The sequence below is a fragment of the Streptomyces sp. NPDC091649 genome, from assembly GCF_044756785.1.
GTDB lineage: Bacteria > Actinomycetota > Actinomycetes > Streptomycetales > Streptomycetaceae > Streptomyces.
Window position 1 is genome coordinate 151,442 of sequence record NZ_JBIVTR010000005.1, and the last position, 21,110, is coordinate 172,551.

General features: G+C 73.7%; 12 protein-coding genes. 9 read left to right on the forward strand and 3 right to left on the reverse strand.

The genetic code is table 11. The features are described from left to right. The first annotated feature begins 286 nt into the window (after window positions 1–286). The gene (locus ACIQMU_RS12315; protein ID WP_352239337.1) at window positions 287–742 is read left to right on the forward strand and encodes a TerB family tellurite resistance protein; all 456 of its coding nucleotides are present in this window, start codon (window positions 287–289) and stop codon (window positions 740–742) included. A 112-nt stretch (window positions 743–854) separates the two neighbouring features. On the opposite strand, the gene ACIQMU_RS12320 is transcribed toward ACIQMU_RS12315, so the two are convergent. Continuing rightward, window positions 855–1,928 (reverse strand): helix-turn-helix domain-containing protein, encoded by a 1,074-nt coding sequence (locus ACIQMU_RS12320; protein WP_352239336.1) that lies wholly within the window; start codon window positions 1,926–1,928, stop codon window positions 855–857. 412 nt (window positions 1,929–2,340) lie between these two features. Between ACIQMU_RS12320 and ACIQMU_RS12325 the strand changes: the two genes are divergently transcribed. The 4 genes from ACIQMU_RS12325 to ACIQMU_RS12340 all read left to right on the forward strand — a co-directional run bounded on the left by ACIQMU_RS12325 (window position 2,341) and on the right by ACIQMU_RS12340 (window position 12,746). Continuing rightward, the gene (locus ACIQMU_RS12325; RefSeq protein ID WP_352239335.1) at window positions 2,341–3,027 is read left to right on the forward strand and encodes a hypothetical protein; all 687 of its coding nucleotides are present in this window, start codon (window positions 2,341–2,343) and stop codon (window positions 3,025–3,027) included. Window positions 3,028–3,210: 183 nt separating this feature from the next. Continuing rightward, window positions 3,211–5,349, forward strand: coding sequence for a flotillin family protein (locus ACIQMU_RS12330; RefSeq protein ID WP_402688815.1), 2,139 nt, complete (start codon window positions 3,211–3,213; stop codon window positions 5,347–5,349). A gap of 128 nt (window positions 5,350–5,477) precedes the next feature. Continuing rightward, window positions 5,478–10,640: a DNA repair ATPase gene (locus ACIQMU_RS12335; protein WP_402688816.1), complete on the forward strand. Its 5,163-nt coding sequence runs from the start codon at window positions 5,478–5,480 to the stop codon at window positions 10,638–10,640. Window positions 10,641–10,670: 30 nt separating this feature from the next. Further along, complete coding sequence (locus ACIQMU_RS12340; RefSeq protein ID WP_352239332.1) at window positions 10,671–12,746, forward strand: NAD-binding protein; 2,076 nt, start codon at window positions 10,671–10,673, stop codon at window positions 12,744–12,746. Between the two features lie 111 nt (window positions 12,747–12,857). On the opposite strand, the gene trpS is transcribed toward ACIQMU_RS12340, so the two are convergent. After that, window positions 12,858–13,931: a tryptophan--tRNA ligase gene (gene trpS / locus ACIQMU_RS12345; RefSeq protein ID WP_402688865.1), complete on the reverse strand. Its 1,074-nt coding sequence runs from the start codon at window positions 13,929–13,931 to the stop codon at window positions 12,858–12,860. Between the two features lie 380 nt (window positions 13,932–14,311). Continuing rightward, a complete protein-coding gene (locus tag ACIQMU_RS12350; RefSeq protein ID WP_402688817.1) occupies window positions 14,312–14,452 on the reverse strand; it encodes a DUF6126 family protein in 141 nt (46 codons plus the stop codon). A gap of 145 nt (window positions 14,453–14,597) precedes the next feature. On the opposite strand from ACIQMU_RS12350, the gene ACIQMU_RS12355 reads away from it, so the two are divergent. From ACIQMU_RS12355 to ACIQMU_RS12370, 4 genes are all read left to right on the forward strand, one after another. Continuing rightward, complete coding sequence (locus tag ACIQMU_RS12355) at window positions 14,598–15,734, forward strand: LLM class flavin-dependent oxidoreductase (RefSeq protein WP_352239330.1); 1,137 nt, start codon at window positions 14,598–14,600, stop codon at window positions 15,732–15,734. A 5-nt stretch (window positions 15,735–15,739) separates the two neighbouring features. Continuing rightward, the gene (locus tag ACIQMU_RS12360; RefSeq protein ID WP_352239329.1) at window positions 15,740–16,399 is read left to right on the forward strand and encodes an FMN reductase; all 660 of its coding nucleotides are present in this window, start codon (window positions 15,740–15,742) and stop codon (window positions 16,397–16,399) included. Between the two features lie 162 nt (window positions 16,400–16,561). Next, on the forward strand, window positions 16,562–16,984 hold the full coding sequence (locus tag ACIQMU_RS12365) for a universal stress protein (RefSeq protein ID WP_352239328.1): 423 nt from the start codon (window positions 16,562–16,564) through the stop codon (window positions 16,982–16,984). A 295-nt stretch (window positions 16,985–17,279) separates the two neighbouring features. After that, entirely contained in the window at window positions 17,280–20,906 is a 3,627-nt protein-coding gene (locus tag ACIQMU_RS12370; RefSeq protein ID WP_352239327.1) for an AAA family ATPase, read from the forward strand. The last annotated feature ends 204 nt before the right edge of the window (window positions 20,907–21,110 follow it).

Below are 21,110 nucleotides of genomic sequence, written 5' to 3' on the forward strand. Positions count from 1 at the left end.
CGTCGCGTGACCGCCTTCACCCGCGGCGAGGGGCCGCCGTCCGGCCAGGAGTCCGGCTCGGGGTCGGGGTCCGGCTCGGCCTTCGGCGCCGGGCCCGGATCGGGGCCCGATCCGGTCCGGCCCGGCCTTCGCCCTGCCCGTCGGCCCGGCTTTCGGCTCGCCGTCCCGCCCGCGTTCCCGCGGGGCCTTACGGCCGCACGACCCCGGGCATACCCCGGACACCCATCTCTACACTCCTGTAGAGTTCCTCCGAGCCCGGATTCGCACCGCAACACGAGGAGACGTCATGGCTCTGTGGGACCGCATCAAGGAATCCGCGTCGTCGATGCAGACGCAGCTGGAGGCGAAGAAGAACGAGCTGAAGTCGGGCTCGTTCCGGGACGCGAGCATGGCCATGTGCGCCCTCGTCGCCGCCGCCGACGGTTCCATCGACCCGTCCGAGCGGCAGCGCGTCGCGACGCTCATCGCGACCAACGACGTCCTGCGCAACTTCCCCGCGGACGACCTCCAGCGGCGCTTCAACGCCTACGTCGACCAGCTCACCGCCGACTTCGCCTTCGGCAAGGTCAGCGTGCTCCAGGAGATCGCCAAGGCGAAGAAGAAGCCGGCCGAAGCCCGTGCCGTGGTCCAGATCGGCATCGTCATCGGCGGGGCCGACGGCGACTTCGACCCGGCCGAGCAGGCCGTCGTACGGGAGGCGTGCTTCGCCCTCGATCTGCCGCCGCACGAGTTCGACCTCTAGGGCGTGTCCGGCGGATCGGGGCCGGACCGGCCGCGGCGTGGAGCCCGCCGCGCTCCACGGGCCCGCCGCGCTCCACGGGCCGACCGGGCTCCACGGGCCGGCCGGGGCGCCGTCACAGCTCCTTGGCCGGCCAGTCCAGCAGCCGGGCCCCGATGACCGCCGTCTGCAGGCTGTAGCGGTGCATCGGGTCCGAGGGGTCGGAGCCGGTCAACTGGTGGATGCGCTCCAGGCGGTAGGTCAGCGCCCGCACGCTCAGCGCCAGCCTGCGGGCGGTCTCGGCGGCGACGCAGCCCGCGTCGAAGTAGACCGCCAGCGTGTTCAGCAGCGGCTCCGCGCCGCCCCGGGCCTTCTGGAGCGGGCCCAGCTCGCTGCGCACCAGATCGGCCATCGCCTGCCGGTCTCGGGTCAGCACCGGGTAGACCAGCAGATCCGAGGCGTACAGCACGGGGTCGTCCATCCCCATCCGGTCGGCCAGATCGAGGGCCTCCAGCGCCTCGTCGTACGAGTGGACCACCCCGCCGGGGCCCTTGTGCGGGCGTCCGATCGCGACCTGGCCCCCGTCCGTCGCCGCGTGCGCCTGCTTGGCGAAGTAGCGCAGGACGTCCGGCTGGCTGCCCGGGGCGATGCAGACGATCCTGCCGTCCTTCGTCGTCAGCAGGATCTTGCGCCCGCCGAACCGGGCCAGCAGCGCGGTCTCCACACTGCGCGGCACCGCGTCCATCTCCGTGTACGCCTCCGGACCCGACGCCACCGCGACCGCGTGCGCCCGCGAGAGCCGCAGGCCGAAGCGGGTCGCCCGCTCCGCGAGCCGCACCAGATCGCTGCGCCCGTAGAGCAGGTCGTCGATGAACTCCCGGCGCGCCGCCTCCTCCCGTCGCACGGTGAGCCGCTGGGCACGCTCGAAACCCTCGGCGAACGCGTCGACCGCCTGCTCCACCGCGGCCAGGACGGCATCCGTCGCGGCAGGGGAGTTTCCGGCAGCGGCGCGGGGCCATGCCTCACGCGTCCGGGCCAGATGCATCGCCACCAGGGCCCGCAGTTGATGGCCCGCGTCCGCCGCCGCGCGGCCCAGCGCCCGGCGCTCCTCCAGCTCGGTGCGCGTCAAACGACGGCCCGTGCGGGCGACTTCGCCCAGAATGTAGGCATAGTCACCCAGCACTTCCTCAGGAATACTCGGCTCGGCCACGCGCTCCCCCTTCAGCCTTGCAACAGTCGTGTCATTCCCCCAACGCACATGGGGCGGTGCCGGTGCCCGGCATCAGCACAGCGTAAAGATTGCCGGAATCCGGCAGTGTGCCGAGGGGGTCCCGGATGGCACGATCAGCTCAGCAACAACACGGGGGAAGCACACGGGGGAGCACGGGGAACGGGGGAGCGAAAGCCCCTCCCGAATCCCGGATCCCGGCCCGTCCACGGGGGATCGAGGACGGTTCGGGGTCCGTCGGGAGGGTTCCCGAAGGGGAAGACCCGGCCGCCGCGGCAGGTTCCGACCATGCCGCGGTCGCCGGGCCCGCCGGACGGCCGCTCGCCGCCCCCGTACCGATCACGGACGCGCACCGCCCCAGGGCCGGCGCGCAGAACCGCAGGGGGTGGGACCGATGGACGAGTTCCTCGGCGCGGCACTCGGATTCCCCGCCGTCGTCTTCGGCGCCGCTCTGGTGGTCGTCGTCTGCTTCTGGCTGCTGGTGCTGGCCGGGGCCGCCGGCCACGATTCCTTCGACGCGGACCTCGACACCGGCCCGGCCGGTCTCGGCGGTGTCCCCGTCTCCGTCTCCGTCTCCCTGCTGGTCGTCTTCGCCTGGTTCGGCAGCCTGACCGGCACGGTCCTGCTCGAACTCGACGAGCGCGGCGGCACCACCCGCGCCCTGCTCGCCGTCGCCGTACTCGCCGGGTCGCTGTTCCTCGCCTGGGCCGCCGTCCGCCTCTTCCTCCGCCGCTTCCGCCGGCACTTCCCCGCGGAGCCCGCGCCATCGCGGCTGGACTTCGTCGGGAGCGTCTGCACGATCCGCACCGGCTCCGTCACCGCGGCGTTCGGCCAGGCGGAGGTCGTGTCGCACGACGGATCGACGGCCATCGTGCAGGTCCGCCGAGGCGAGCCCTATCAACGGCTTCCCCGGCCCACCGGCCCGCGCGCCGAGGAAGCGCCGCTCGTCATGGGCAGCTCCGCACTCCTCTACGCGTACGACGAGGACGGCGAGTTCTTCTGGGCCTCGCCCTACGACACGGCGCTCGATCCGGGCCCGAACGTCCGACCGCACGAGTTGCCGGGCGGGCCGAACGGCTGACCCGGGCGGGGTTCCGCACCACCGGGCCCCGAGCCTCCACGGACCGAAGATCCCGGATCTCCCCGCCGAACGCGCCTGCGGGGCCGTCCGCCGCCGGCCCGGTCCGGCGGCCCGCCCCCGCACCGGCCGTCCGCCTCCCGCGCTCGCGCCACTTCCGTACCAACCAGCCGTCAAGGACTCTTCATGGATGCCATCTCCTGGGGCATCGGCGTGCTCATCGCCGTTGTCCTGCTCGTCGTCATCGCCATCGCCTTCGTCATCACCCGGCTGTTCCGCAAGGTCGAGCAGGGCAAGGCGCTGATCATCTCCAAGACCAAGAAGGTCGACGTCACCTTCACCGGGGCCGTCGTCCTGCCCGTGCTCCACAAGGCCGAGACGATGGATATCTCGGTGAAGACGATCGAGATCCGCCGCGCCGGACGCGAGGGCCTGATCTGTCAGGACAACATCCGCGCCGACATCCAGATCACCTTCTTCGTCCGGGTCAACAAGACCGTCGAGGACGTCATCAAGGTCGCGCAGTCCATCGGTACGGGACGGGCGAGCGACAAGGCCGCCATCCAGGAGTTCTTCGCCGCGAAGTTCTCCGAGGCGCTCAAGACCGTCGGCAAGCAGCTCGACTTCGTGGACCTGTACACCAAGCGCGAGGAGTTCCGGGACCGGATCATCCAGGTCATCGGGACCGACCTGAACGGCTACCACCTCGACGACGCCGCGATCGACTTCCTGGAACAGACCCCGATGGCCCAGCTCGACGGGGCCAACATCCTGGACGCCCAGGGCATCCGGAAGATCACCGAGCTGACCGCGATCGAGCACGTGCGCACCAACGAGTTCCAGCGCACCGAGCAGAAGGAGATCACCCGGCAGGACGTCGACGCCCGCGAGACGATCCTGGAGCTGGAGCGCCGGCAGGCCGAGGCGGAGATCAAGCAGCGCCGCGAGGTCGAGGTCCTGCGGGCCCGCGAGGAGGCGGCCACCGCCCGGGTGCAGGAGGAGGAGCGGCTCGGTTCGCAGAGCGCGTTCATCAAGACCGAGGAGCAGCTCGGCATCCAGCGCGAGAACCAGGCGCGGGAGATCGCCGTCGCGCAGAAGAACCGCGAGCGCGTCATCGCCGTCGAGAGCGAGCGCATCGAGAAGGACCGGATGCTGGAGGTCATCGGGCGGGAGCGCGAGACCGAGCTGAACCGGATCGCCGCCACGAAGGAGGTCGAGGCCGAGCGCCGCGAGGTCGCCGACGTCATCCGGGAGCGGATCGCGGTGGACCGCACGGTCGCCGAGCAGGAGGAGTCGATCCTCACCCTGCGCGCCGTCGAGGACGCCGAGCGGTCCCGCAAGTCGGTCATCATCGCCGCCGAGGCGGAGGCCCAGGAGAAGCTGGTCAAGGACATCAAGGCGGCCGAGGCCGCGGAGGCCGCCTCCACCCACCTGGCGGCCGAGCAGCTCACGCTCGCCGAGGCCCGGCTCAAGACCGCGGACCTCGACGCGCAGGCCAAGCTGCGGCTCGCGGAGGGCATCCAGGCCGAGACGGCCGCGCCCGGCCTCGCCGCCGTGCAGGTGCGCGACGCCGAAGCGGACGTCACCGAGAAGGCCGGTCTCGCGGAGGCCGAGGCGACGGCGGCCCGGCTCAAGGCGGAGGCGGAGGGCGCGCGGCTCCAGGCGCTCGCCACGGCGGAGGGCACCCATGCGCAGGCGACCGCCGACGCGGCGGTCATCGGCGAGAAGCTGAAGGCGGAGGCCGCGGGTCTCACGGAGAAGGCGGCCGCGATGGCGGCCCTGGACGAGGCGTCGCGCGGTCACGAGGAGTACCGGCTGCGGCTGGACGCGGAGAAGGAGATCCGGCTGGCCGGCCTGGAGGTGCAGCGGCAGGTCGCGGAGGCGCAGGCCACGGTCCTGGCGACGGGTCTGGAGAACGCCGACATCGACATCGTCGGCGGCGACTCGGTCTTCTTCGACCGGCTCGTGTCGTCGATCTCGCTCGGCAAGGCCGTGGACGGGTTCGTCGACAACTCGCAGACCGCGCAGGCGCTGGCGGGGCCGTGGCTGGACGGTTCCTCGTCCTTCACCGACGACATCTCCCGGATGGTGGGCTCGTTCTCCACGGGTGACGTGCAGAACCTGACGGTGTCGGCGCTGCTGATGCGGCTGATGGGGCCGGGGGCCTCGGGAGCGGCTTCGGGGCAGGTGGAGCAGCTGCTGGCGGCGGCGAAGGAGCTGGGGCTGGCGGACCTGCCGGTGTCGTCGCTGGCGAACGGTACGCCGACGGCTCCGGCCGCCGACGGCGCGTCCCGGAACGGTGCCGGGGCCGGGGCGCTCGGATAGCGAACATCCGGCCCGTCCGCAGGCTGAGGACAGCCCCTCGGCAGGAGGGGCCCGGACGGGCCGGAGTGGCCGGGCACACGCGGGCCGCAGCATCGAAGGCAGCGAAGTACACGTAGGGAGCCGTACGCATGGACAGCGACACCACCGCCACCGCCACCGCGCCCCAGGGCGGGGAGGGCGATGTGGACGCCGGTGCCTACGAGGTGCTGCGGCGGCGGCTCTCGGCGCAGGCCGGGGAGCTGGTGCGGCGGGCCGAGGCGCTCAACGCACGGCGGACCGAGGAGTTCGGCTCGACCGGGCTGCGGCTGCTGGCCACCGAGCAGGTGCGCACCGAGCGGGCCTCCGTGCCCCGGGACCTCGTCGCCGTGGGCGGGAAGCTGCTCTTCGGCTTCGAGCGGGGGCCGGGGGCGCGCGGGGAGGCCGGGGTCGGGGACGTCCTCCTCGTACGGGACTCCGGACCGCGGGACGACGCCACCGCGGCCGGCCCGGAGCGCGCCCTCCTCGACGACGAGGGGTTCCGGCGCGAGTTCTCCTCCCTCCACCGCTACTTCCGCGACGCCCGGCTGCTGCGGCTGCGCCGCGTCAACGGCAAGCTCCTGGCCGTCTTCCGCACCGGGGAGAACGCGGAGGACATCCGCGTCCTGCGCTGGGCGCTCGGCGCGGACGGGTCGCCGGGGGCGTTCCTGGACGCGCGGGGCGAGCGCGACCACGTCTTCCCGCCCTCGCACGACTTCGCGTGGACCGTCGCCGGACGCGAGTCGCACGTCCCCGGACGGCATCCGCACATCGCCGTCGGCAAGGGCGGCGGGCTCTTCGTCGACACGCTCGGCGGGACCCTGACCGTCAAGGTCACCGACGACACCGAGTCGCCGGACGGGATCTACGAGGAGCCCGTCGACGAGCCGCTCCAGTCGCTGGCCGACGCCGACGTCGAGTACGCGGAGGTCGGGCCGCTGGTCCTGCTGCGGGTGCGCCCGTACAAGGAGGACGCCTGGCGGCACCTGGTCTTCAACTCGCTGCTCTCCACCGTCCAGCGGCTCGACGCGATCGGCCCGTCCTGCCACCGGCTCCCCGAGGACCAGGGGATCATCTTCCCCGGCGGCTACTACCTCACCACCGGCACCGCGAAGACCTTCGACACCGCCGAGGAGCTGACCGAGCCGGTCTTCGAGGAGGCGGTCCGCTCGCCCAACGGGGAGGACGTGCTGTACGTCTTCCGCTCCCGCGACGGCCTCCGGAGCCTCCTCCTCCCCTACAACCTGATCCGCCAGGAGGTCGCCACCCCGCTGACCGGGCGCGGGCACGCGCTGCTGGACGACGGGACGCTGATCCTGCTCCGGGACAGCCCGGACGGGCCGGGCCGCGTGCACCCCTTGCAGCGCTGGCAGACCCCGTACGCCTCAGACACCTACGCCGCCGCCCGCCCCGCCGGCACCGGCCCGCTCGCCCGGACCGGCAACGCCGACCTGGTGCGCGGGATCTCCGACTGCCTCGCCCTGGCGCACGGCGTACGGGACATGACGCCGACGACGGCCGTGTACGGGCAGCTCGCCGCCGACTGCGCCCGCGCACAGGACCGGTACCACTGGCTCTCCGACCCCGAACTGGGCTCTCTGGCCGAGCCGCTGGGCGAACTGCTGTCCACGGCACAGCAGGTGCTGGCCGAGTTCACCGCCGTGCAGGAGCTGACCCGGCGGGCCGCCGACGCGCTGGAGGAGACCGACGCCCGCATCACCGCACTGGTGCGGCGGGTACGCGGCGAGGTCCCCGGATCGGCGGCCGTCTGGGTCGAGCGACTGACCGAACTGCGCCGGGCCCACGGCCACTTGGCGACAGTCGGCGACATGCGGTACGCCGACGCGGAGCGGATCGCCGAACTGTCCGCACGCACCGAGGACGACATCGCCTCCGCCGCCCAGCGGGCCGTGTCGTTCCTGGCCCGCGAGGACGCGTTCGACGCGTACCACGAGGACATCGCGGGGCTCGTGGCCGAGGCGGGCGCGCTGGAGACCGTCCGGGACGCCTCCGCCGTGACCGACCGGCTGTCCGCCATGACGGACGGGCTGTCCACCGTCACGGACGTGGTCGCCGGCCTGGAGATCGGCGACGCCACCGTGCGCACCTCCATCCTGGAGCGGATCGCCGAGGTGCTGGGCGGGGCCAACCGGGCCCGCGCCACGCTGGACGCGCGCCGGCGGGAGCTGCTGTCGAAGGAGGGGCGGGCCGAGTTCGCCGCCGAGTTCGCGCTGCTCGGGCAGGCCGTGACGGGCGCCCTGGCCGCCGCCGGGACACCTCAGACGTGCGACGACCAACTGGCCCGCCTGCTGCTTCAGTTGGAGAATCTGGAGTCGCGGTTCGCGGAGTTCGACGACTTCCTCGCCGAACTGTCCGAGCGCCGCACCGAGGTGTACGAGGCGTTCTCGGCGCGCAAGCAGACCCTCCAGGACGAGCGGGCGCGGCGCGCGGAGCGGCTGGCCGGGTCCGCGGACCGGGTGCTGGAGACCATCGCCCGGCGGGTGGCCTCGCTGGAGGACCTCGACGCCGTCCACACCTACTTCGCCTCCGACCCGATGGTCGCCAAGGTCCGCCGCACCGCCGACGAGCTGCGTGGACTGGGCGACCCCGTACGGGCGGAGGAGCTGGACGGGCGGCTGAAGGCGGCCCGTCAGGAGGCGGGGCGCGCCCTGCGCGACCGCACCGAGCTGTACGCGGACGGCGGGTCCGTGATCAAGCTGGGCCGCCACCGGTTCGCCGTGAACACCCAGCCGTTCGACCTGACGCTGGTGCCCGCCGGGGACACTCTCGCCTTCGCGCTGACCGGGACGGACTACCGGGCCCCGGTCACCGATCCGGCGTTCGCGGCGGCCCGGCCGTACTGGGAACAGCTGCTCCCCTCGGAGAACGCCTCCGTCTACCGCGCCGAACACCTCGCCGCCCGGCTGCTCGACACCCACGGGGCCGACCGCCTCACCGCGCTGACCGGCACCGAACTGGCGGCGCTCGTCCGGGAGTCGGCCGCCGAGGCGTACGACGAGGGGTACACCCGGGGTGTCCACGACGAGGACGCCACCGCGATCCTGGCCGCCCTGCTGCGCCTGCACGCGGACGCCGGGCTGCTGCGTCACGAATCCGGCACGCGGGCCGCCGCCCAGCTGTTCTGGGCGTACGGCGTGGACCCGGCGACGCGCACGGCCTGGGAGCGGCGGGCGGTATCGCTGGCCCGCGCCCGCGACACCTTCGGCCTGGCCCCGGCCATCGCCGTGCTCCAGGAGGAGTGGGCGGCGGCGATCGGGGGCTCCCCCGCAGCGTCCGGCGGGGCGCGGCCCGAGGCCGTCGCCGCGTACCTCTTCGAGGAGCTGACCGGCGGGCTGGCCGGATTCGTCCGCTCCGCCGCGACCGCCGCCTTCCTCGACGGCTTCCGCCGGGCCGCCGGGCCCGACGCCTACACGGACGACCTGGCGGCCCTGGGCGAGGACCTGGCCGCCCGCCGGCAGCTCGTGGAGGGCTGGCTCGCCCCGTACGCCGAGGCCACGGGTGCGGACCTCGGCGACGGTGACCTGGCGGAGGCGGTGGCGGTGGAGCTGTGCCCGGAGCTTGAGCGGTACGCGTGCGACGCGCCGCTCACCGAAAGGCTGGAGGGCCTCCTCGGGGACCACCCGCGCATCGCGAGCGGCGGGACACTTACCGTGCGGATCGACGAACTCCTCGCCCGTACCGCCGCGTTCCGCGACACCACCGTGCCCGGCTTCCGCGCCTATCAGCGGCTGCGCACGTCCCTGGTGAACGCCGAGCGCGGACGGCTGCGGCTGGACGACCACCGGCCGCGCGTGATGTCGGCGTTCGTCCGCAACCGGCTGCTCGACGAGGTGTACCTGCCGCTGATCGGGGACAGCCTGGCCAAGCAGCTCGGCACCGCCGACGCCGACCGGCGCACCGACTCGCAGGGTCTGCTGCTGCTCGTCTCGCCGCCCGGCTACGGCAAGACGACGCTGATGGAGTACGTCGCGGACCGGCTCGGGATGGTCCTCGTCAAGATCAGCGGTCCGAACCTGGGCCACGACGTGACCTCGCTCGATCCGGACCGCGCCCCGAGCGCCACCGCCCGGCAGGAGATCGAGAAGATCAACTTCGCGCTGGAGGCGGGCAACAACACCCTGCTCTACCTCGACGACATCCAGCACACCTCGCCGGAACTGCTCCAGAAGTTCATCCCCCTGTGCGACGCCACGCGCCGGGTCGAGGGCGTGCGGGACGGCGAGCCGCGCAGCTACGACCTGCGCGGCAAGCGGTTCGCGGTGTGCATGGCGGGCAACCCGTACACCGAGTCCGGCGAGCAGTTCCGCATCCCCGACATGCTCGCCAACCGGGCCGACGTCTGGAACCTGGGCGAGGTCCTCAGCGGCCGGGACGACGTCTTCGCGCTGAGCTTCGTGGAGAACGCCCTGACCGCCAACCCGGTCCTCGCCCCGCTGGCCGCCCGTTCCCGCGACGACCTGGCGCTGCTGGTGCGGCTGGCGGGCGGCACCGACCCGGCCGCGCGAGCGGAGCACCTGGAACACCCGTACCCGGCCGCCGAACTGGACCGGGTCCTGGCCGTGCTGCGCCATCTGCTCACGGCCCGGGACACCGTGCTCGCGGTGAACGCGGCGTACATCGCCTCGGCCGCGCAGACGGACGCCACCCGCACCGAGCCGCCGTTCCGGCTCCAGGGCTCCTACCGCAACATGAACAAGATCGCCGAGCGGATCGTGCCCGTCATGAACGACGACGAGCTGTCCGCCGTCATCGGCGACCACTACGCGGGAGAGGCCCAGACGCTCACCACGGGGGCCGAGGCCAACCTCCTCAAGCTGGCCGCCCTGCGCGGCACGCTCACCGCCGAACAGGCCGAGCGCTGGGCGGCGATCACCGCCTCCTACGTCCGCACACAGGCACTCGGCGGACCGGACGGTGACCCCGTGACCCGGGCGGTGGCCGCGCTCGGGCTGCTCGCGGACCGGATCGCGGCGGTCGAGACGGCGATCCAGCGGGCGGCGGACCCCCGGCACCTGCTGGCGGGCGGCCCGCCGGCCACGGCCCGCGCCCACGCAACGGCGCATGGGCCGGAAGCGGTACACGGGCAGGAAGCGGTACACGGGCCCGGAACAGCCCACGGGCCGGAAGGGGGGCACGGGCAGGAAGGGGAGCACGGGCAGGCAGGGGAGCACGGGCAGGAAGCGGGAGAGGGCGACGCGGCCGACGGCGCGTCCGTTCCCCGTCACCACGCGAGGATCGCCGACGCTCCGCACTGATCGGGAAGACCGAGCCGGAAGGATCACGGCATGCTGGGTCTCGTGCCTTCACTTCCTCAGCAACCGGGACACCCGCCGCCCACCGGCCACATGATCGTCTGCGGCGACGACGCCCTGGCTCGCCGCCTCGCCGTGGAGCTGCGCTATGTCTACGGGGAGCGGGTCACCCTGCTCCTGCCCCCGGGCCGGGACACGAGCGGCCCCGAGACGCCGCTGACCCAACGGGGGCGTGCGGCGGCCCTGTTCGGCCGGATGTCGGCGGCGATGAGCCGCGCGGGCTACGGCAGCGGGGCAGCGGGCGGCGGGACGGCCGGCGGCGGGACGGGCGGAGGCGGCGGCAACGGGCCGTCCGGGAGCGGCGGTTCGGCCGGGGGCGGCGGTGACACCAACGCCGGGGTCGAGGCCGTCCGCATCATGGAGGCGCCCGAGCCCTCCGACGACGTACTGGAGGAGGCGGGCGTCGACCGGGCCGCCGCCCTCGCGCTCGTCTACGACGACGACGAGCGCAACATCCGCGCCGCCCTGACCGCCCGCCGCCTCAACCCCCGTCTGCGGCTGGTGATCCGGCTCTACAACCGCAAGCTGGGGCTGCACCTGGAGGAGCTGCTCGACCAGGCGGCGGCCGTCGCCATGCCGGGCATCGACCCGGCACTGCTGGACGCCTCCACCACCGTCCTGTCCGACGCGGACACCGCCGCCCCGGCCCTCGCCGCCACGGCCCTCACCGGCAGCAGCAAGATCATCCAGGCCGAGGGCCTGCTCCTGCGCGCCGCCGAGCGCACCCCGCCCCGCCCCGGTGAGCGGGCCGACCCCGGACTGTGCACCCTCGCGCTCCTCTCCTCCACCACCAACGACCCGGCGGGCGCCGAGGGTTCGGAGAGCAGCGGGGACGATGCCCCGCAACTGCTGCCCGACGAGGGCGACGTCGCCGCCGCGACCGGCCGGGGCACGGTGGTTCTCGAAGCGATCAGCCGGGCGGACCCGGACCGTCCGGCCACCCGCATGGGCGGCAGGGGCGCCCCGCTCGCCCAGGTCTTCTCCCGCCGGCTGCGCTGGTCGGCCCTCGGCGTCGCGGCCTCCGTGGTCGCCCTGGTGATCGCCTCGGTCGTGACCACCAAGGACAGCGTGGTCCATTCCACCTACCTGACCCTGCTCGACCTGCTGGCGATGGGCGACCCGGCCGAGGGCGACGGGGACGCCCGGCAGATCATCCAGCTGCTCTCCGGCGTCGCCGGCCTCCTCCTGCTTCCGCTGCTGGTCGCCGCCGTGCTGGAGGCGTTCGGCACCCTGCGCACCGCCTCCTCGCTGCGCCGCCCGCCACGCGGCCTCTCCGGGCACGTGGTGCTGCTGGGCCTCGGCAAGATCGGCACGCGGGTCCTCGTACGCCTCCGGGAGCTCGACATCCCCGTGGTCGTCGTCGAGGAGGACCCGGAGGCGCGCGGCATCCCGCTGGCCCGCTCCATGCACGTGCCGACCGTGCTCGGTGACGTCACCCAGGAAGGCGTCCTCGAAGCGGCCAAGATCCGCCGGGCCCGCGCCCTCCTCGCGCTCACCAGCATCGACACCACGAACCTGGAGGCGGCGTTGTACGCCCGTTCGGTGAAACCGGACCTGAGGGTGGCGCTGCGCCTGTACGACGACGAGTTCGCCACCGCCGTCTACCGCACGCTGCGCACCGCGCACCCCGGGGCCCTGACCCGCTCCCGGTCGGTCTCCCACCTCGCCGCACCGGCCTTCGCGGGCGCCATGATGGGCCGCCAGATCCTCGGCGCCATCCCGGTCGAGCGCAAGGTCATGCTCTTCGCGGCCCTGGAGGTCGCGGGACTCCCGCAGCTGGAGGGCCGCACGGTCGAGCAGGCGTTCCGGTCGGGCGCCTGGCGGGTCCTGGCCATCGACACCACCCCGCCCGCCGACCGCACGCCCGACCTCGCCGCCCCGCTGCCGTTCGACCCGGAGGGCGACGCGACGCCGCCGCCCTCCAGCCTGATCTGGGACCTGCACCCCGGCTACGTCCTGCGCGGCGAGGACCGGGTGGTGATCGCCGCCACCCGCCGGGGCCTCGCGGAACTGCTGCGGCGGCAGCGGTCGACGGTGCCGAGGCAGTAGGGGCCGCCGGGGCCGCCTCAGCCCCGGCTTCCGCGCCGGGTCCCGCCGGGTCGTACCGGGTCGCGCCGTGCTGGCCCAGCCTGGCCCAGCCCGGCTGGGCCGGTGGTCCGGCTACCGGAACGTGCCCATCGCCTCCCGCACCTCCTCCAGCGTGGCCTCGGCGACCGCGTCGGCCCGTTCGTTGCCCGCGCGCAGCACCGACCGTACGTAGCTCAGGTCCGCCGCGTACTCCGCCCGGCGGGCGCGTACGGGGGCGAGGTGGGTGTTGACCGCCTCGGTCACCGTCCGCTTGAGCGCGGCCGAACCGCCGTCGCCGATCTCCGCCGCGACCTCGTGCGGGTCCCGCTCCAGGCAGAGGGCGGCCAACAGGACGAGCGAGGAGACTCCGGGCCGGCGCTCCGGGTCGTAGGTGATGTGCCGGTCGGCGTCCGTCGTCGCCCTCTTGATCAGGCGGGCCGTCTCGTCGGCGGTGGCGGCGAGCGGCACGGAGTTGGCGCGGCTCTTGCTCATCTTGGAGCCGTCCGTGCCGAGCAGCAGGGGCGCGGCGGAGAGCAGGGCTTCCGGTTCCGGGAAGACGTGCCCGTACCGCTCGTTGAAGCGGCGGGCGATCGTCCGGGTGAGTTCCAGGTGCGGCAGCTGGTCCAGGCCGGCCGGGACCACGTCGCCCTTGCAGAAGAGGATGTCGGCCGCCTGGTGCGCCGGGTAGGTGTACATCAGCCCGCTGACAGCCGACTGCCGCGAGTGCGCGATCTCGTCCTTGACCGTGGGGTTGCGGCCCAGCTCCGCGACGGAGACGAGGCTCAGGAAGGGCAGCAGAAGCTGGTTGAGCGCGGGCACGGCACTGTGGTTGAAGACCGTGCTCCGCGCCGGGTCGATCCCGAGGGCCAGGTAGTCGAGGAGCAGCCCGTCCGTGTACTCCTCAAGCCGCTCGGCGGTGTCCCGGTCGGTGAGGACCTGGTAGTCGGCGATCAGGACGAACACGTCGACGCCGAGATCCTGGAGGCGGACCCGGTTGCGCAGCGTGCCGAAGTAGTGCCCGAGGTGCAGGCGGCCGGTGGGCCGGTCCCCGGTGAGGACCCGGAAGCGGCCGGGGTCCCGGACCAGCCGCAGTTCCAGCTCGGCACTGCGGCGCTCGGCGGGAGTGGGAGCGGAGGCGGGTGAGGCGCCGGGGGCGGTGGGGCTCATAGGACCGGTGCCGGGGACGGTGGTGGGGCCGGTGGGGCTCATAGGGCTGGTGCCGGGATCGGTGGTGGGGCCGGTGCCGGGATCGGTGGTGGGCGCGGGTCCGGTGCCGGGGGCGGTGGTGGTCATGGGGTCGGGTCTCTCCTCGCGTGGGTGGATGCGTGGAGGACGGCCCCGCCGGTGCGCCGCTGCGCTTCGTCTCCGTGTCCGCGCCGTACGCGGGTGCCGTACGAAGGCAGCGAAAAGGGCCGTCCATGTCGAACGGCCCTGGTTCCGCGCAGATGCTGTGGCCGCTCCTACGAGGAGCGCCACCAGTTTCGGCACGGGACGGAGGTCATGGGCCCAGCATATCGGCCACGAGCCCGGTGCGGAGGCTGTCCGCGCTACTTCGGGGCGTGCCCGCCCACGTAGAAGAGGAGCCAGATGAACCCGGCGAACAGGTGCGTGGCGAAGACATGGACGAAGACCCGCGGGAACACGCCGCGCGCTTTCCAGTCCTCGCTGTCGCTGATCCGCTCGCTCACCGTTCCGGAGTACGTGCGCCCGGGGAGAGGGCCCGACGGCGTGGAATAGGACGGAGGGGGGTCCCGTTGTAGGGTGTAGTTCAACGTTCAACCAAATCGGTCAGGATCTCCCGATCCCCGGCCGGGACTCAGGAAGGCGGACGCCATGCAGTTCGGGATCTTCACCGTCGGGGACGTCACGACCGACCCGACCACCGGCCGGACCCCCACCGAGAACGAGCGGATCAAGGCGACCCTGGCCATCGCGCAGAAGGCCGAGGAGGTCGGCCTGGACGTCTTCGCGACCGGTGAGCACCACAACCCGCCGTTCGTCCCGTCCTCCCCGACGACCACCCTGGGCTACATCGCCGCCCGCACCGAGAACCTCATCCTCTCCACCTCCACCACGCTGATCACCACCAACGACCCGGTGAAGATCGCCGAGGACTACGCCACCCTCCAGCACCTCGCGGACGGCCGCGTCGACCTGATGATGGGCCGGGGCAACACCGGACCGGTCTACCCGTGGTTCGGCAAGGACATCCGCCAGGGCATCCCGATGGCGATCGAGAACTACGCCCTGCTGCACAAGCTGTGGCGGGAGGACGTCGTGGACTGGGAGGGCAAGTTCCGTACGCCGCTCCAGTCGTTCACCGCCACCCCGCGCCCGCTGGACGGCGTCCCGCCGTTCGTCTGGCACGGGTCCATCCGCTCCCCGGAGATCGCCGAGCAGGCCGCCTACTACGGCGACGGCTTCTTCCACAACAACATCTTCTGGCCCATGGAGCACACGAAGAAGATGGTCGACCTCTACCGGCGCCGCTACGCCCACTACGGGCACGGCACCGCCGACCAGGCCATCGTCGGGCTCGGCGGTCAGGTGTTCATGCGCAGGAACTCGCAGGACGCGGTGCGGGAGTTCCGCCCGTACTTCGACAACGCGCCGGTCTACGGCCACGGTCCCTCCCTGGAGGACTTCACCCGCGAGACCCCGCTGACCGTGGGCTCCCCGCAGGAGGTCATCGAACGGACGCTGACGTTCCGGGACGAGGTCGGCGACTACCAGCGCCAGCTGTTCCTGATGGACCATGCGGGGCTCCCGCTGAAGACGGTCCTGGAGCAGCTCGACCTCCTCGGCGAGGAGGTCGTGCCGGTGCTGCGCAAGGAGTTCGCCCGGGTGCGGCCGGCCGGCGTGCCGGAATCCGCGCCCGTCCACCCGGCGGTCACCGCGGCGCGCACCGCCCGCACCGCCGATGACGCCCGCGCCGCGGGTACCGCCCGTACCGCGGAGAAGGAGGACTGACCCCGATGTTCGCCACGACACCGCTGCGCATCGTCGCCGTCTCGGCGGGGCTGAGCCAGCCGTCCTCCACCCGGCTGCTGGCCGACCGGCTGGCCGCCGCCACCCGCGAGAGCCTCGCGGCCGGGCAGGACCGGAACGTCGAGGTCCACGTCGTCGAGGTGCGCGACCTCGCCGTGGACATCGCCCACCACCTGCTCAGCGGCTTCCCCTCGGCAGCGCTGCGCGAAGCGATCGACGCGGTGACGGAGGCCGACGGACTGATCGCCGTGACACCGGTGTTCACCGCCTCGTACAGCGGTCTGTTCAAGTCGTTCTTCGACCTGGTCGACAACACCGCGCTGACCGGCAAACCCGTCGTGATCGCCGCGACGGGCGGCACGGCCCGGCACTCGCTGGTCCTGGAGCACGCGCTGCGCCCGCTCTTCGCCTACCTCCGGGCCGTCACCGTGCCCACCTCCGTCTACGCGGCGTCGGAGGACTGGGGCTCCTCGGGCGACGAGTACACCGAGGGCCTGCCGTCCCGGATCCGGCGCGCGGGCGGCGAGCTGGCATCCGCCGTCCTGGGCCGTACGGTCTCCGGGGCCTCGCGGGCCCCGGGCCTGGACGACGGGGAGGACGCGGTCGTCCCCTTCGAGCAGCAGCTCGCGGACCTGCGGCTGGACTGAGGGCGGGAGAACGCGGGACCGAGGGGGCGGGCCGCACCGGCCCGCCCCCTCGGTCCGATGTGATTACAGTGAGACCGGACGCGGGAAAAGCAGGACCAAGCGGGACCGAACGGCCCCGTACGGACCCCGGCTGTACCGAGCTGTACCGAGCTGGAGGCAGATATGGGCAGGATCGTTGTGGGCGTCGACGGCTCCGACTCCTCGATCAAGGCACTGCACTGGGCCGTGCGCCAGGCCGAACTGACCGGCGCAACGGTGGAGGCCGTGAACAGCTGGGAGTACCCCGCCACCAGCTGGGCGTCGATGATGCCGGGCATCCCGGAGGACTTCGACCCGCAGGCCATGGCCACCGTCGCCCTCACCGAGGCACTGGAGGAGGCCCTCGGCGCCGAGGGGTCCGCCGCAGTCAGCAAGATCGTGGTCATCGGCAATCCGGCCCAGGTCCTGCTGGACCGCGCCCAGGGTGCCGAGCTGCTCGTCGTGGGGGCCCGCGGCCACACCGGGCTCAAGGCCACCCTGCTCGGCTCGGTCAGCCTCCACGTCACCCAGCACGCGCCGTGCCCGGTGACGGTCGTACGCGGCTGAGACGGCCCGTACGGGACTGAGACGGTACGTACGCGGGACTGAGACGGTACGTACGCGGGGCTGAGACGGAACGTACACGCGGGGCCCCGGACCGCCGCCCGCGGGACGGAGACGGCGGTCCACCGGGACCGACCGGACCGACACGGCAGTACCGGACACCGATGCCGATACCGGGACACGGGACCGGCGCGGGCGTACGGGGACGGGACAGCCGTACGAGGCCCGGCGGGGCGGGGCGGCCCGATCGGCCGGGAAACGAGGGGTCGTTGTCAGTGAGTGCTCCTATCGTGTGGTCATGACCCCTGCTCTCTTCGGGCGCGACCATCCCGCCGGCGTTCTCCGGTCGGAGATCGCCCGGGCCACGGACAGCCACGGCGGTCTCGTGCTGGTCACCGGTGAGGCCGGGATCGGCAAGAGCACCCTCGTCACCGACGCCGCGCACGAGGCGCGGCGACGCGGCGCGCTGGTGGTCGGCGGTTCCTGCTGGGACTCCGACAACACCCCCGGCTACTGGCCCTGGGTGCAGGTCCTGCGCGGTCTGCGCCGGTCCGCCACGGCGGCGGAGTGGGCGGCGGCCCAGGAGGCGTCGGACGACAGGCTCGCCGTGCTCCTCGGCGACCCGGTCACCGTCGCCGTGGGCGGTACGGACGGCCCGGGGGCCGGCGTGCCGCCCGCGCCGGGGCCGGCGGGACAGGGCGGCGAGCCCGGCGCGGAAGCGGGCGCAGCGAGGCCCGGGGCGCAGGACGGCGGCCGGCCGGAGGGGGCCGAGACCTTCGGGCTGTTCGACGCGGTGACCACGGCCCTCGTCACGGTCTCCCAGAGCCGGCCGCTGGTGGTCGTCCTCGATGATCTGCACAGCTCCGACCCGGCCTCGCTGCGCCTGCTCGAATTCGCCGCCCAGCACGCCTGGTTCGAGCGCCTGCTGCTGATCGGCACCTACCGGGACGTCGAGGTGGAGGCACCCGGGCACCCGCTCCAGGAGCTGATCCTGCCGCTGGTCTCGCGCGCCGCCGCGACCCTCACCCTGACCGGTCTCGGCCGGGACGAGGTGGGGGCGCTGATGACGGTGACGACAGGGCGCGAGCCCACACCGCGGCTGGTCGACGAGGTCCACCGCCGCACCGGCGGCAACCCGTTCTTCGTCGAGCAGACCGCGCGGCTCTGGCACAGCGGAAGCCCGGTCTCCACCATCCCGCCCGGCGTGCGGGAAGCGGTCCGGCGACGGCTCGCCCTGCTGCCCGAACCGGTCGTCTCCCTGCTGACCAGCGCCGCCCTGCTCGGCCGGGAGTTCCGCCGGCAGGTCCTGTCCGTGGTGCACGGTTCACCGGTCCCGCACGTGGACCGGCTGCTGGAGTCGGCCGTCGTCGCCCGTGTCGTCGTCCCCCGCCCGTCCGGGCAGTACGCCTTCGCCCACGACCTCCTCCGCGAGACGCTGTACGCCTCGCTGGGCGACGCCGAGGCCCGTCGCCGCCATGCCGCCGCCGTACGGGCGCTGGACGCGCACGAGGGCCTCGGCGACGCGGTGTCCCCCGGCGCCCTGGCCCGGCACGCTCATCTCGCCGGCGGAGAGCTGGAGCGGGACCACCGCATCGACCTGCTGCTGGCAGCCGCCCGGGACGCCTCGGGACGCCTGGCCGACGAGGAAGCCGTCGGCCACTACCGACGCGCCCTCGCCGTGGCCTCCGGCGAATCGGGAGAGCCGGGCGAGGCGGGCGAGGCAGTCGGGCGGGGGAGGGCGGAGGATCCGGATGCTTTCCCTGGAAGCGCCTCGGGCGGAGTTCCGGCGGGCGGGCCGGGCACGGCAGGCCGAGGACCGGACCTCCGGTCGGGCCAGGGTCCGGATCTCCGGCGGGCCACCCTGATCGGTCTCGACCTCGCCGGACAGCTCCGGCAGGCGGGGGAGGCGGCCGAGGCGCAGCGCCTGCTGGGCCGGGCGGTCGCCCGGGCGAGGGACCTGGAGGACCCGGAGCTGCTGGCCCGGGTGGCGATCACTCTCCACCGCGATGGATTCCCGGACGGCCCCGACGCCTCCACGGTCGGTCTCCTCGCGGAGGCGCACCGCCGGATCACCGGCAAGGAGGGCCAGGAGAATCTCTCCGACGACCGGCTCGCCCAGGAGCTGGCCATCCACATCATGGCGCTGGCCCGGAGCGGCTCGGACGACGAGGCGCTCGCCTTCTCGCTCTGGGCGCGCCATGACTCCGTGTGGGGCCTCGGCTCGGCGGTGGAGCGGCTCGGGCTGACCGACGAGATGACCGTCATCGGCCGGCGCACCCAGCACCAGGACATGGAGTTGCACGCGGCGTCCATGCGCTGGGTGGCCCTGCTGGAGCTGGGCGACCCGGCCTTCATCGACCAGTTCCGTACGTTCGTCCGGCTCGCCGAGCTGACCGAGCTGCCCCGGTTCGCCCTGGGCATCGCCGTCGACACCAGCCTGGTCGCCGCCCTTCAGGGCCGGTTCGCCGAGGCGTCCACCGCGCTGGAGGACGAGGCCCTCGACCCCGGGAGCAACGACCACGTGGCCTTCGGCTTCATGGGGCACCACCTGCGCTGGGCGCTGAGGCTGCTCCAGGGGCGCTTCGCCGAGGCCGAGGAGATCCTCGGCGAGCTCCCGGGGGCCGGGTATCCCTACCCCGGGCTGCTGGAGTCGATCACGGCGGTGGAGCAGGGAGACGCGGCACCCGCGCTGCGCCTGATCGCGGGGCAGGCCGACGGCACCGCCCCCTACCCACGGGCTTTCACGCCGCTGTGGCTCCGGCTGCTCGCCCAGACGGCCGCGCTGACGGGCGACCCACGGCTCATCGCCCGCGCGGAGGACGAGCTGGCTCCCTATACCGGCCAGTGGATCGTCTCGCTGTACGGGTGCGACATCGGCGGCCCCGTCGACCTCTGGCTCGGGATGCTCGCCGCCGCGCGCGACGACCAGGACGCGGCGGTGGCGGCGCTCACCGAGGCCGCCGCCTCCTCGGACCGCCTCGGCGCCCGCCCCTGGGCCGTACGGGCCCGGCTCTGCCTGGCCCGTACCCTGCTCGCCCGCGCGGCTGAGCGGGCTGTGGACCAGGCCGGTGAGGCCGGGGCCGGTGGGGGCGAGGCCGCTGACGCCGGGGCGGGCGCGGCCGGGCGGGCTCGTGGGCTGCTCGACGAGGTGGCGCGGGAGGCGGGCGGACTGGCCCTCTGCCACATGGAGGCCGAGGCCGCCGCCCTCCGTGCGGCCCCTCCCGTCTCCGCGCCGGCCTCCGCGGCCGCGTTCGACTCCTCCGCCGCCCCTCGGCCCGCCGCTGACGGCTCCGCCTTCTCCGGGGCCGCGGGCCCGGCTGCCGCGGTTCCGGACCCCCGGAACACGGCCGGGGCGCCGGCCGGCGGCGGGGCCGTTCCGTCCGCCGAGTTCCGGCGGAACGGGCCGGTGTGGCAGCTGGGCTGGAACGGGGTGACGGTGCACGTCCCGGACGCCAAGGGCCTGCGGGACCTGCACAGCCTGCTGGGGCTGCCCGGCGCCGACGTCCCGGCCGTCCAGCTCCTGGCACCCGAGGGCGGAAGCATCGTCGTGGCCGCCGGCCGGCTGGGCGGCGACCCGGTGCTCGACGAGGAGGCCAAGCGCCGCTACAAGACCCATCTGGCCCGGCTGGACGCCGAGATAGACCGAGCCGCCGCCCGGAACGACCCCCGGCAGGTCGAGAAATACGACCAGGAGCGGCAGGCCCTCCTCGACGAGCTCCGCACCGCGGCCGGCCTCGGCGGCCGGACGCGTCGGCTGGGCGACCAGACCGAGCGGGCCCGCAAGACGGTCACCGCCCGCATCCGCGACACCCTGCGCAAGCTGGACACCCTGCACCCCGCGCTGGCGGCCCACCTGAAGGCGTCCGTGACGACCGGGACCACGTGCGCCTACCGGCCCGAGCACGCCCCCGACTGGCAGCTCTGAACCGCACCGCCCCCCACCGGCCCGCCGCCCCGACGCCACCAGTGGGCCGCATCCCCTCCCGGCTTCCCGGTACATCGCCAGATCGCGCCGGGCCGCCGTCTCGCCCTCCGCCCGGCCCCGCCGATGCTGGGCCTTCCCCTGCCGGGAAGGTCAAGGAAGCGGGCCGGGAAGGTCCAAGGAGGCGGATCGGGAAGGAAGGCCGGG